At 68.5% G+C, this 12,096-nt stretch carries 7 protein-coding genes and 5 pseudogenes; 4 read left to right on the top strand and 8 right to left on the bottom strand.

Translation table 11 applies throughout. From position 1 onward, the window contains the following. Nucleotides 1-324: 324 nt before the first annotated feature. A pseudogene (locus ABZ915_RS48405) lies at nucleotides 325-695 on the bottom strand (transposase); the annotation flags it as partial. Between the two features lie 676 nt (nucleotides 696-1,371). Between ABZ915_RS48405 and ABZ915_RS48400 the strand changes: the two are divergent. Then, nucleotides 1,372-1,629, top strand: a pseudogene (locus tag ABZ915_RS48400) (transposase); the annotation flags it as partial. A 430-nt stretch (nucleotides 1,630-2,059) separates the two neighbouring features. On the opposite strand, the gene ABZ915_RS48395 reads toward ABZ915_RS48400, so the two are convergent. Beyond that, on the bottom strand, nucleotides 2,060-2,383 hold the full coding sequence (locus ABZ915_RS48395) for a helix-turn-helix domain-containing protein (protein ID WP_361817776.1): 324 nt from the start codon (nucleotides 2,381-2,383) through the stop codon (nucleotides 2,060-2,062). Nucleotides 2,384-2,621: 238 nt separating this feature from the next. Here ABZ915_RS48395 and ABZ915_RS48390 point away from each other — a divergent pair, with 238 nt between their 5' ends. Together ABZ915_RS48390 and ABZ915_RS48385 are read left to right on the top strand one after the other, a co-directional pair. Further along, a complete protein-coding gene (locus tag ABZ915_RS48390) occupies nucleotides 2,622-4,451 on the top strand; it encodes a glycoside hydrolase family 15 protein (RefSeq protein WP_361817773.1) in 1,830 nt (609 codons plus the stop codon). 32 nt (nucleotides 4,452-4,483) lie between these two features. Continuing rightward, nucleotides 4,484-6,595, top strand: coding sequence for an aquaporin (locus ABZ915_RS48385; protein WP_361817770.1), 2,112 nt, complete (start codon nucleotides 4,484-4,486; stop codon nucleotides 6,593-6,595). Nucleotides 6,596-6,670: 75 nt separating this feature from the next. Here the strand turns inward: ABZ915_RS48385 and ABZ915_RS48380 are convergent, their stop codons facing one another. The 4 genes from ABZ915_RS48380 to ABZ915_RS48365 form a co-directional block, all read right to left on the bottom strand. Next, entirely contained in the window at nucleotides 6,671-7,897 is a 1,227-nt protein-coding gene (locus ABZ915_RS48380) for a cation:proton antiporter (protein WP_361817767.1), read from the bottom strand. 12 nt (nucleotides 7,898-7,909) lie between these two features. Continuing rightward, complete coding sequence (locus ABZ915_RS48375; protein WP_361817765.1) at nucleotides 7,910-9,301, bottom strand: NAD(P)/FAD-dependent oxidoreductase; 1,392 nt, start codon at nucleotides 9,299-9,301, stop codon at nucleotides 7,910-7,912. Nucleotides 9,302-9,931: 630 nt separating this feature from the next. After that, nucleotides 9,932-10,186, bottom strand: a complete 255-nt coding sequence (locus tag ABZ915_RS48370; protein WP_361817762.1) for a zf-HC2 domain-containing protein — start codon at nucleotides 10,184-10,186, stop codon at nucleotides 9,932-9,934. Between the two features lie 4 nt (nucleotides 10,187-10,190). Further along, the gene (locus ABZ915_RS48365) at nucleotides 10,191-10,829 is read right to left on the bottom strand and encodes a sigma-70 family RNA polymerase sigma factor (RefSeq protein ID WP_361817760.1); all 639 of its coding nucleotides are present in this window, start codon (nucleotides 10,827-10,829) and stop codon (nucleotides 10,191-10,193) included. A 414-nt stretch (nucleotides 10,830-11,243) separates the two neighbouring features. On the opposite strand from ABZ915_RS48365, the pseudogene ABZ915_RS48360 reads away from it, so the two are divergent. After that, a pseudogene (locus tag ABZ915_RS48360) lies at nucleotides 11,244-11,648 on the top strand (SpoIIE family protein phosphatase); the annotation flags it as partial. Between the two features lie 36 nt (nucleotides 11,649-11,684). On the opposite strand, the pseudogene ABZ915_RS48355 reads toward ABZ915_RS48360, so the two are convergent. Together ABZ915_RS48355 and ABZ915_RS48350 are read right to left on the bottom strand one after the other, a co-directional pair. Then, nucleotides 11,685-11,955, bottom strand: a pseudogene (locus ABZ915_RS48355) (IS21 family transposase); the annotation flags it as partial. Between the two features lie 15 nt (nucleotides 11,956-11,970). Further along, nucleotides 11,971-12,096, bottom strand: a pseudogene (locus tag ABZ915_RS48350) (IS5/IS1182 family transposase); the annotation flags it as partial.

Genomic DNA, 12,096 nt, shown 5'->3' with positions numbered 1-12,096 from the left:
GGAACGACGCGACGACATTCACGAAGCCTTCCTCGGCCTCGCCACCTGCCTGATCACCCACCGCCACGTCCAACGCCTTTGTTAGGACCTCTAAGTCCCGCTCGGAGGGCTTTTTGTCCTCGCGAGGTGCTGCTCTGTTCGCAAAGATGGGAGGCTGCGAACGGTTCCGGCCGGAACCAGATCGCTCTCAGTAGAGGACTTCCTGCCCAGGTGGCGGATGAGATCTTCGTCCTGACCGGAACCGCTGCTGAAGCGAGCCTCGCGGTCTGTCGAAAGAGCTCTCACTCCGGATTCGGATAGCGATGACTCGCTTCGCCGCCCATTAGGATCCGGACCTGTCAGCTCCCCTTTTTCAGGGCCCGCATGTTCACCGAGTCGATCGCGCAGCGGGACCAGTCCAGGTCGCCGAGTTCGTCGAGGACCAGGCGGTGCAGCTTGGCCCACACGCGGGCCTTCGTCCACTCGGTGAAGCGTCGGTGAGCCGTCGCGCCGGACGGCCCGAACGAGGCGGCCGGCAACTGCTGCCACGTGCAGCCCGACGTCGCCACGAACACGATCGCTGCCAGCACCTCACGGTCGCCGTGCCGACGCCGGCCACCACCCTGAGGTCGCGACGGCGCCTCCGGCACCACCCGCTGGAACAGCTCCCACAATTCGTCCGGCACCAGCCGCTCAACGATCCTCGACACGACCAGCAGCTTACCTAGCCAAATGAGATGATCTCTAAAGGGCTGCCTGCTTGCTGGACATGGAGAGGAGTACCGCGCATGGTCGTGTACGTGAGTCCCGTACTGGGCGTGAGCCTGCGCCCCTACGCCCCGACCGATCAGGCGGCGGTCCTGGACCTGATCAACGCTGACCGGCTGTCCGGCCAGCCGGTCACCACCCCGGCCATGCTGGCTGAGGCTCTGGCGGGCCGCTCGGGCGTGGACGCCGGCTGGTGGGCCGAACTGGACCACCCCGCTACGTCCGTGGCCACAGACGCCACCGGATCCGTCCTCGGTGTGATCTCGTACGCGCTGCGCCCCAAGGACGCCACGGCGTCATCCTGTGGCTGCACTGCCGCGAGAACGAGATGGTGGCCCGCACCCTGCTCGACCACGCCGCTGCCGACCCCCGGCCCCTGGACGCCTTGCACTTCACCAGCGCCCTCACCCTGGGCCTGGAAGCCCTTCCCGTACGCCACCGCCCCGCAACCCACGCCGCCCTCACGGCTGTCGGGTACGCCGGAACCGACCTGTGGCGCTACATGCACCGCGCCCTGCCCGCCCCCGAACTGCCCCGCCTCACCCACCACGACACCGAACCCGCCACACCCGGCACCCGCCGCTTAGACGGTGTCCTATGTGGTGATCGCTCGTTGGGCTGTCTATGGGGCGGGGTACATGGAGTTGGATTGTTCCGGACGGCTTGTGGGAGATCGCAAAGCCGCTGATCCCACCGTCGAAGGTACGGCCGCAGGGCGGCGGAACGCAGGACACGCCTGATGAGACGCTGTTCGCGGCGATCATCTACGTGCTGGTCAGCGGCTGTGCCTGGCGGGCTCTACCGCCGTGTTTCGGGATATCGAAGTCGACCGCGCACCGCCGGTTCCTGATCTGGTCGCGGGCCGGCGTCTGGGGCCGGCTCCCGCCGCCGGTTCGCCAACGACCTCACCAACCCGCAGCTCATCGCCGTGTCGGCGAGCTCCAACCGGCAAAAGGGCGACCAGTGCGTGTCTGCGGTGCGTGAGGTGCGAGAAAGGGGGAACCGTCCACGGCCACACCCCCAACACCCCTCACCAGGAGGTGCGGGCGGTGTTCGGTGAGGTAGGCGAGTAGGCGAGGGCTTGGGGCGAGGTCACAGTGGCCTCCCTTCCCTGGACAGCCCTGTCCTGCCCGGCAGGCTGATGGTGCGAGCGGTGGTGTCCGACCGCCTGGCACTACCTGGCAGGGGCCCGTCAGGGCTGGGTGGGGGAGTAGCGCGGCCGAGCCGCTTGTTCGGCGGTGCGGGCCATCGCGCCTGGCGGGGTGTGCGACGCGGGACGAGGCGGAGCAGTTGAGACCGAGGCGGTGCTGCGTTACCTCGTGGCGTCGGCGTTCACGAGGTGACGCTCCTGGGTGGCCGGCTTGCTGGTGCGTTCGGTTTCGTCCTGGACGAGGAGGGAGAGCAGGGAGGCCACGGTGAGGCCGGCTTCGGCGGGGTGGCGCAGTACCTTGTCCGGCTCGATGCGGTAGGTGTTCGTGCGCCCTTCGCGGGTGTGGGAGAGGTATCCGTCCTGCTCAAGTTCCGAGATGATCCGCGAAACGGCGCGCTCGGTGAGCCGGCAGCGGGCGGCGATGTCGCGGATGCGGACGTTCGGGTCGTCGGCGATGGCTGCCAGTACACGTTGTCGACGCGCCACACGAGGTCCTCGTGTGGTGTGCGGGTCGGCGAGGAGTCGGCGTGTCTCATCCCGCTCGACGGGGTGGCATCGCTTGCCGCCCTGCAGGAGGCGCTCTGACGGGCCTGCGCGGGCGGCTGGCCGGCGCTGATGTGGGGCAGCGGCGGGCAGGGCCCGCTGCACAAAATTCCCTGTTGCGCCGTAACGTCTGGGCCTTTGGATGGACTGCATGGTGTCGACGCCGTTTGTGGGAGCTGCCATGAGTTCGATCGCCATCGCCGATTATGCACTGATTTCCGATCGTCATTCCGCCGTGTTGATCAGCCGTGACGGTTCGGTCGACTGGTTGTGTTTTCCCCGCTTCGACAGTCCCTCGGTGTTCGGGCGGCTGTTGGACGAGGAGGCCGGTCACTGGTCCATCCGGCCGTCAGCGGCGTGCGAGGTATCGCGGCGCTATGTGGAGCGGACGATGGTGCTGGAGACGACTTTCCGGACCGCTTCGGGGACGGCGGTGCTGACCGATGCCCTGCTGGTGGGGGCGGACAATGGCGGCCATCGGCTGGGGGTGGGGGTGCCACAGTTGCTGGCGCGCCGGCTCTCCGGAGTGGACGGAGAGGTGCCGATGGAGATGGTCTATCGGCCTCGCCCTGAGTACGGGTTGATCGCTCCGATCCTGTCCGCGGCGCCGGGTGGAGTGACCTCCCGAGGAGGAGCCGAGTGGTTGGTGCTGACCACTCCGACCGCGATGAGTTTCACGGACGCCAGCGCTCACGGGGCGTTCACCGTCCGTGCGGGTGAGTCGCTGTACTTCGGGATGCACCGCTCCACGCTGGAGGAGGCCCCGGCTCATGTGTGGCCTCAGGAGGAACTCGCCGACAGGCTGGAGTCGACGATCGCCGCATGGCGGTCCTGGTCCGATCTGCACCAGGCGTACGACGGGCCGTGGCGGGACCTGGTGCATCACAGCGGCCGCGTGCTGCAGGCGCTGTCGTTCCAGCCCAGCGGTGCCATCGTGGCGGCCGCCACCACCTCGCTGCCGGAGGGCGTGGGCGGTGAGCGGAACTGGGACTACCGCTTCACCTGGGTACGGGACGCGTCGTTGACCATGGAAGCACTCTGGGTCGCGGCCTGCCCGGACGAGGCGCAGGACTTTTTCTCCTTCCTGGCGACTGCCGCACCCTCACTGAGCAGGGACCGGTCCTTGCAGATCATGTTCGGGGTGGGCGGTGAGCACGACCTGTCCGAGCGCACCCTGCCGCATCTGAGGGGATGGCGGGACAGCCGGCCGGTACGGGTCGGCAACGGGGCCTGGAGCCAGCAGCAGATCGACGTCTACGGGGAACTGCTGGACGCCGCTCACCGCCTGGCGGACCAGTTGCAGCGCATCGACGACGACACCCGGCGGTTCCTCATCGCCTGCGCCGACACCGCCGCCGACCGTTGGACGGAGAAGGACCAGGGCATCTGGGAGGTGCGGGGCGAACCCCGCCACTTCCTGTACTCCAAGGTGATGTGCTGGACCGCGCTGGACCGGGCCATCAGCCTCGCACCCCGCCTCGGCGCGCCGCAGGACAAGGTGGCGGCGTGGCGGCGTACCCGCCAGGAGATCCACGACACCGTGCTGCGGGAGGGCTTCAGCGAGGAGGCAGGCGCCTTCACCCAGTACTTCGGCTCCACGGCTCTGGACGCCTCGAACCTGATGATGCCGATCGTCGGGTTCCTGCCCGCCGCCGACCCCCGGATGCGCGCCACCATCGACGCCACCGCCGAGAGGCTGACCGATGACGCGGGACTGGTCTACCGCTACCGCACCGAGGGCGGGGTGGACGGCCTCGCCGGCGAGGAGGGCACGTTCCTGCTGTGCACGTTCTGGCTGGCCCAGGCCATGGCCCTGTCCGGGCAGACCGAGCGGGCGAGCGGCGTGTTCGAGCGGGCGGCTTCCTACGTCAACGACGTCGGTCTGCTCGCGGAGGAGGTCGACCCGGCCACCGGTGAGCTGCTGGGGAACTTCCCCCAGGCGTTCAGCCATATCGGCCTGGTCAACGCCGCCTGGGCGATCAGCCAGGCGCGCCGGTCCGTCGCGGCCTGAGTGGACAACCGGGCCTTGAAGGAGGCCGCACCGTGACGGGATGGCGTGAGATGGCGGCCGAGTTCGCCGGCACCGCTCTGCTGCTGTTGCTGGGCCTCAGTGCGGTCGTCGTCGGTTTCGCTTCCCACTCGCCCGTGGTCGCCGCCGTTCCCAGTGCGGACCTGCGCCGGCTGCTGACCGGGGTGCTGTTCGCCGGCTCGGCGACCTTGATCGTCTACTCCCCGCTCGGCCGTATCAGCGGAGGGCACATCAACCCGGCCGTCACCCTCGCCTTCTACCGGCTGGGCAAGATGACCGGGCGCAGCGCCGCCAGCTACGCCGCGGCGCAGGTCGCGGGAGCGGTCCTGGGGACGGTGCTGGTCCTGCTGCTGTGGGGCAGGTGGGCCACCGACGTGCAGCTTGGTGCGACCGTGCCCGGGACCGGGGGTGTCTGGGCCTCCCTCGCAGCTGAGGCCGCCGCGACGTTCTTGCTGGTGGCGTTGATCCTGAACCTGGTCGACCGGCCCCGTCTGATGCCGTACACGGCTGCGGCAGCCGGGCTGCTGGTCGCGACGCTGGTGTTCGTCGAGGCGCCGGTGTCGGGCACCAGCCTCAATCCCGCGCGCAGCCTGGGACCGGCTCTGGTGGGCGGCACCTGGACCGGGTTGTGGGTGTACCTGATCGCCCCGCTGGCGGGCGCGCTGGCCGCGGCGGTGCTGTACCGGCGGCGCCGCCGGACGGTGGCATGCGGAAAGCTCATCCACGACGACGCCTACACCTGCCCTTTCCTGGACTGCCGCTACACCCCGCCGGAGCGGCGTGTGCCCAGGGCGCGGTCCCTGCGCACACGCACTGGCGGGACCTCAGACAGACCGCCGGCCGCTAGCGAGGCGGTCCGGCACAAGCCTGCCGTCGCCTGGCTCACACCCACGGACGCCGTCCCGACACCCGTCCGTGACCCGAGCCGCTCACCACAACCGCAACCTGGCCGCAGACGGGCAGGCCGTTCAGCAGCGGCGCCCGGTGCGGCCGGTACCGCCTGTGAGAGGAACATCAACACCATGAAGGCCATCGGCGTCTCTCCCGGAAAAGCCGGCAGCGCGCACCTCATCGACGTCCCCAGGCCGGCACTGGAGGACATCCCGCACGGCCGGGGAGTCATGGTCCGGATCCTGTGTCTGGGACTGGACGGCACCGACAAGGAAATCAACGCCGGAGAGTACGGCACCGCCCCCGCCGGTCAGGACTACCTGATCACGGGCCACGAAAGCCTCGGCCGCGTGGAGGAAGTCGGCCCCGCCGTCACCGAGTTCGCCCCGGGCGACTACGTGGTCGCCCGGGTCCGCCGGGCCGGGAACAGTCTCTACGACCTGATCGACACACCCGACATGACCACGGACGACGCCTACTACGAGCACGGCATCAGCCGGGTCAACGGCTTCCTGACCGAGTACTACGTCGAAGATCCCCGCTACCTCATCAAAATCCCCCAAGGCCTCCAACACGTGGCCGTCCTGCTCGAGCCCACCAGTGTGGCGGAGAAGGGCATCATCGAGGCCTACGAGATCCAGCGCCGGCTGAAGGTGTGGCAGCCGCGCCGTGCGGCCGTCCTCGGCGCGGGCACCATCGGACTGCTCGCCACCATGATCCTGCGCAACCGCGGCCTCGAGGTCACCACCTTCGGCCTGGACGAGCCGCCCTACCTCAACTCCGACCTCGCCGAGGCCATCGGCGCCACCTACATCAGCACCAAGCAGCAGTCCCTCGCCCAGAACGCCGCCGAGACGGGCGGCTACGACCTGGTGTTCGAGGCGACCGGATACTCGCCCATCGTCTTCGACGCCATGTGCCATCTCGTCGCCAAGAACGGCATCCTCGTGTTGTCCAGCGTCACCGGCGGCATGCGCCGCAGCGAAGTCCCCTCGGACGCGATCAACCTGGACTTCGTCCTCGGCAACAAGGTCATGTTCGGCACCGTCAACGCCAACCGCGAACATTTCGAGGCAGGCGTCCGGGACCTCGCCGTCGCCGAAGCCCAGTACCCGGGCTGGCTCTCGCGCCTGCTCACCCACCCCGTCCACGGACTCGACCACTACGACGAGGCCCTCGCTGCGCTCGGTGCGCCAGGCGCCATCAAAGTCTTCGTGGAGATCGCCGAAGCCTGAACGATGTGCCGGGTGTGGCGGCCACAGCTCCGCCACCCTCACCGGCTCGGCCCGCAGGTTTGTCAGCAGGTCCGCTCACATGGCTTCACCCATCCTCGAGTGATCCATCCGGGCACGGGTCTCGGGCTTGGCCCGCTTTCGCAGCAGGGCCAGCGCGGAGACCGGGAACAGCAGCACCGACAGCAGACCCGCACACACCAGAGCCGCCGCCGTGACAGGTGTCATCAACCCGGAGGCCACACCCACCTGGGTGGCAGTGACCAGGAACGGCAGGGACGTGGCCTGGAGCAGCGCCACCGCCAGCGACGAGCGGTTCCCCAGCGAACTGCGGTACAGCAGGGCCGGCACGCCGCGCACGACCAGCAGGGCCAGCAGGAACACAGGAACCCTCAGCAGCGCCGAGGGGCTCGCAAGAAGCCCGCGAAGATCAAGCCGCAGGCCGCTGGCGACGAAGAACACCGGGATCACGAAGCCGTACCCGATGGCTTCCAGCTTGATCCTGAAGTGCGGGTGGGAGGCGGAGTCACGGTCCACCAGGCCCACGACCCCGCCCGCGAGGAAGGCCCCGAGGATGCTTTCCAGACCGAACTTCTCCGCCAGAGCCACAAACGCCACCAGCAGCACAACGGCCGCCCGGACCCGGATCTGCGCCGTGGTGTCCTGCAGACGCAACAGCACATCACCCACCCGCATCGAGCGCCCCGCCAGCCCGACAGCAACTGCGGCCACGGCCACCAAGGCAGCGAAAGCGACCAGCAGCACCACGCGGCTTCCGGTGCTTCCGCCGGAACCGGAGAAGAACAGCGACAGCAAGAGCACCGCTGCGAAGTCCGCCACGGACGAAGCCGCGATGGTGATCTGCCCCAGATCGGTGTTCACCCGTCCCGCGTCCTGAAGTACGGGCACCACCAGCCCCAACGACGTGGCGGACAGTGTCACCGCGATCAGGACAGGGCTGTGCACCCAGCCCACCGCGCCGAAAGCCACCCCGACCGCGACACCGAGGACCACGGTGATCACATAGCCGAGCAGCGCGGAGCCCAGCAGGCGTCCGCGTAGCCGGTGTACGTCGATCTCCAGGCCCGCCAGGAACAGCAGGAAGGCCAGACCCAGCAGGGCCACAATCTGCACCGGCAGGTCGGCCTTGATCCAACCCAGGCCGGACGGTCCCAGGACGATGCCCGCCACGATCTCCAGCACCACCGCCGGGATCCGCACCTTGGGAGCGAGCCCGAGCAGGAAGGGAGCCAGCAGTGCCACGAGAGTGACCGCGAAAAGATCCACGAACGACACGTCAGGCATGCCGAGACTCCCTTACACCCCGCACTGCTCCAGCAGATGCAGCCACACCTCGCTCACCGTCGGGAAGGAGGGCACCGCGTGCCCCAGCACCTCCAGCGGCACCCGGCCCACCACCGCGATGGTGGCAGAATGCAGCAGTTCCTGAACGTCCTGGCCCGTGAAGGTGGCGCCCACCACGATCCGCCGCTCGGTGTCCACCACCAGCTTGCTGGTGCCACCCAGCCCGTTGCCCCGCACATACGAGCCGGGCACGTCGCCGGTGCCGTAGCTGACGGTGCGCACCGGCAGGTCCTGTTCGCGTGCCTGCGCCTCGGTCAGCCCCACGGCGGCGACCTGCGGGTCAGTGAAGGTAACCCTGGGAACCACGTCAGTGGCGGTGGGCTCGCCGTTGCCGATGATGACGTCGGCCGCGATCCGGGCCTGGTACTTGCCCATGTGGGTCAGCAGCGCTCGGCCGTTGCAATCCCCGATGGCGTACAGCCAGCCACCGGACACGCCGGTCGCCCGCATGTGGTCGTCGACGTCCACGAAACGGCCCGGTTGCAGGCCGACACTGTCCAGACCCAGATCGGCCGTCGCCGGACGGCGTCCCACCGCGACCAGGATCTCGTCGGCGACCAGTTCCCGGCCGTCGGCGAGCGTCGCCTCCACCGGCGCGTCCGCGGCCTCCCGCCGGACTTTTTGCAGCAGGACACCGGTGATGACGGTGATGCCCTCGGCTTCGAAAGCTGCCCGCAACTCCTCGCCGGCGAACGGCTCCTCCCGCGGAACCAGGCGATCGGTCCCCTCCACCACGGTGACGTCCGGACAGCCCAGCCGGTAGAACCCTTGCGCCATCTCCGCACCGATCGCCCCGCCACCCAGCACCAGCAGACGCGGTGGGATCTCCTTGGCCGCTGTGGCGCCCCGGTTGTCCCACACCCGGATCTCCCGCAATCCGTCGACAGGCGGGATGGCCGCCGCGGTACCCGTGGCCAGCACCACAGCCCTGCTCGCCGTCAGCCGTGTCGTGTCACCGTCCTCGGTGGTCGCGTTCACCACGCGCTCCTCGGCCAGCCGCCCAGTCCCGCGCACCAGCGTGATGTTCCGGTCGGCGAGCCACTTCGCCTGCCCGGTGTCCTGCCAGTGACTCGTCATGTAGTCGCGCTGGGCGAAAGCGGACTGCGCGTCCACCCGTCCGGTCACGGTCTCAGCGGCCCCCGGCACCCGGCGGGCGGCCGCCACTGCGTCCCCCGGGCGGAGCAGCGTCTTGCTGGGAATGCAGCCCCAATACGAACATTCCCCGCCCACCAATTGCCGCTCCACGACCGCAACCGACAAGCGGGCATCGGCGCACCGACCCGCCGCGTTCTCACCCGCCGGTCCCGCCCCGACCACCACGACATCCACCTGCAGCTCGCGCATGTCGGCCTCCTCCACACGAACGACCCGTCCGGTTGTGTCCCCCCACCCCAGCCAGGCGTTACAGTCGTCCCTCAGCCGGCTGCACCGAATGCGGCACATCGCCAGGCCACACGTACACGCGTGGCCTGGCTCTTGGCCGTTTCTCCGGCGGCACCAAACGCCTGGTGATTGCTGACGGCCTTGCGGTAGCAGCGTTGGCCGGATACGCGCTGTGCTGCTTCCAGTCCCAGAAGCTGTGACCCAACCCGACGGTCAATGAACCGCTACACATCGCGACAACCACCAGCACCGCACACCAGTGCCCCACTGACGTATTGCGGTCTTGACCACCGGAAGACTGGTCAGCCGTGGCTGCCCAGGCTCCCCGAGGTGCTCGGGTTTCCTGCGTCCTGAGGCTGGAGCGCCTCCCGGTGGAAACCGGTCCCGACCTGGGTGTCCGCCTGACCACTGCCAACATTGACTTCGGTCACGACTTAGCGCCCGCGGTGCCCCTCAAAGGCATCCTGGCCAACCAGTCCTGCGCTGTACCCGGACCAGGCCCCCGCTTGCTCACTATCGCGCCCTAGTGATCCGGTGGTGCTGTCGCTTCACCTACGCCCGCAACGGTATGCAGCCTCCGTTGGCATACGTTTACAACGGGGTGGCGTTCCAGTCGCGGAAAGCAGTGAGCAACCGTCTCTGGGCCTCCTCGGAGAGCGTCTGGCGCGGAATGCGGCCCAGCATGCTCAACGTTTCGCGCATCTGCTCCAGATAGGTCTCACAGCCCTCGCACTCAGCCAGATGGTCCTCGAACCGCAGGCGCGACCGTGTATCGAGCGCCCTCTCGAGGTAGTCCGTCACAAGTTCCACGAACTCGGCGCAACTGAGACCCTCCGCCTCAGCCATCGCGTCACCCCACCACTGCGGATCGAAAGTACTCCTCGATGCTGTCACGCATCCGCGCACGCGCCCGATGCAGCAGGACTCGTTGATTCACCGCGGAGATATCCAGCATCCAGCACGCCTCATCCGCCGAGTACCCGTAGACGTCCCGGAGCTCGATCACCTCTCGCTGCCTACGCGGCAAGCTCTCCAGAACCCGTCCCATCCGCTGACGAAGCTCGCCGGACAGCACCTCGTCCTCCGGTATCACAGGCCACCGCTCGGGAAAGACCCGCCAATGCCCGGGCCACCGTTCCTCCGGTCCACGGAATCGGTCGGGCGACACGGTAGGGCCTGCCTCATGCCTATCCAGCAGGTCCGTCGGGAGCAACCTGTGCTCCCGAAGGGCGCAGGACTTCGCTTTGTTGACCAAAATCCCGAGCACCCACGTCCGCAGCGCAGAGCGCTCCTGGAACCCGTCCAGCCCCGCCAGCACGGCCAGCCACGTGTCCTGAACCACGTCCTCCGCCGACTGCCATGTTCTCACGTACACCCGCGCCAGCCTCAGCATCCCCGGAGACCACGAGGTCATGATCGACACGAAGGTGACCTCGTCGCCTTCCCGCAGGCTGTGGACGGTGAGTGCATCGGCCCTGTCGGTAACCACGGCAGCTCGCCTCGCACAAGTGGAGTCGTCCAGCTCCAATTCGACGCTAAACCCCTCCGTCCCGGCTGTCATATGGGGGCCGGGGATCCGCCCACGGTGCGGATGCAGCACAGGCAGCGGCGCGGTGCTTGGGGCCCCGGCCACGCGTCCGGCCACGCCACGCGCACTCTGACCACCGCTGGTCGTGGGTGCCGGGTGAGAAGCCTCAACTGCCTCACCCCAGAGCGGCGGCATCCGGCACCCACGGACATCAACATTCACGCCTTGATCACTCGTTGGTGCTGGTGGTGCGAGCCCACTGCACGGTGACTTCTTGCGAAGTCCGAGCTGTCCGAGCTCCGGGATAGAACGAGGCCCGCCAGGCGGGCTGATGACGGCCACCGCTTTTCGTGATGCTGCATCTGGGCGGGCAGGCCGATTGGTGTCAGCGGCGTGAATTCCGAGGCGGTCGAGCTGGACGCCCCCGCCGGGGCCACCCTGCTCCAGTACACGGACGCGTTGGCGGATGGAGTATCCGGCCCAGAGACGTGTGGACCGGTATAGAGCAGTTGCGCGAGAAGCTGGCCGCGACCGCCCAGCTGACCGCGCCGGACCATCCGCAGCCCCTCGAGACCCTGTGGGACGAGTGCGCGACATGCCCGGTCCGGGGGACCGGAACGACGACATCGTGTTGTTCGCCGCCCGCTTTGACAGGATCGCGCCGAGCGATGTGGCGTACTGGGTTCTGGAGTCAGAGGACGCGGCTCCCGGCAGGCCCCCGGCGGGCGCTGGCCCGCTGGGGGCCTGGAGGAGCTCAGCGATTCGGTCGAGTTGCTGGTCCGTGGGGTGTCACCGACGCCGGCGTCCGGTCACCTAGTGGATATCGCTCAGGACCGGATCCCTGGGCTGGCCTCGCCGGTGACGGGCGGCTTCGCGGGCCGGGCCGTCCTCGTCGACCGCGTCACGACCAGCTCGTCGCCGTGGAAGCGAGCCCAGATCTGGGTGTCGATCAGCTTGTGCGGCACAGATTGTCGGGCCGCCTCGACGGAAATGGCGGACTCCCGGTTGACCCGCCGGGTAGTGCCGAAGGCGGCGGTAAGGGCCGCTGCGGCGGGTGCAGCCTGTGCTGTTCTTCCGCGAGGCTGTCGGCTAGGGTCCGTCTTCAAACGGATCTTGCCCAGAGCAGGAATGAGGCGAGACTGACCGCTGCTTCGTAGGAGGTGGCGGTCTTGTCGTATCTGGTGGCGATGCCACGGAAGCCTTTGAGCTGGTTGAAGCAGCGTTCGAC

Origin of the sequence: Streptomyces sp. NPDC046915 (assembly GCF_040644935.1) — a bacterium.
In the GTDB taxonomy this organism is placed as follows: domain Bacteria; phylum Actinomycetota; class Actinomycetes; order Streptomycetales; family Streptomycetaceae; genus Streptomyces.
The sequence above is the reverse complement of the archived record's forward strand: the minus strand, read 5'-3'. Positions and strand labels throughout refer to the sequence as shown.

Coding starts and splice junctions, on each gene's coding strand:
- ABZ915_RS48370 (WP_361817762.1), bottom strand. CDS start 10,186: ATGGCTGAGGCGGAGGGTCTCAGTTGCGCCGAGTTCGTGGAACTTGTG.
- ABZ915_RS48375 (WP_361817765.1), bottom strand. CDS start 9,301: ATGCGCGAGCTGCAGGTGGATGTCGTGGTGGTCGGGGCGGGACCGGCG.
- ABZ915_RS48390 (WP_361817773.1), top strand. CDS start 2,622: ATGAGTTCGATCGCCATCGCCGATTATGCACTGATTTCCGATCGTCAT.
- ABZ915_RS48380 (WP_361817767.1), bottom strand. CDS start 7,897: ATGCCTGACGTGTCGTTCGTGGATCTTTTCGCGGTCACTCTCGTGGCA.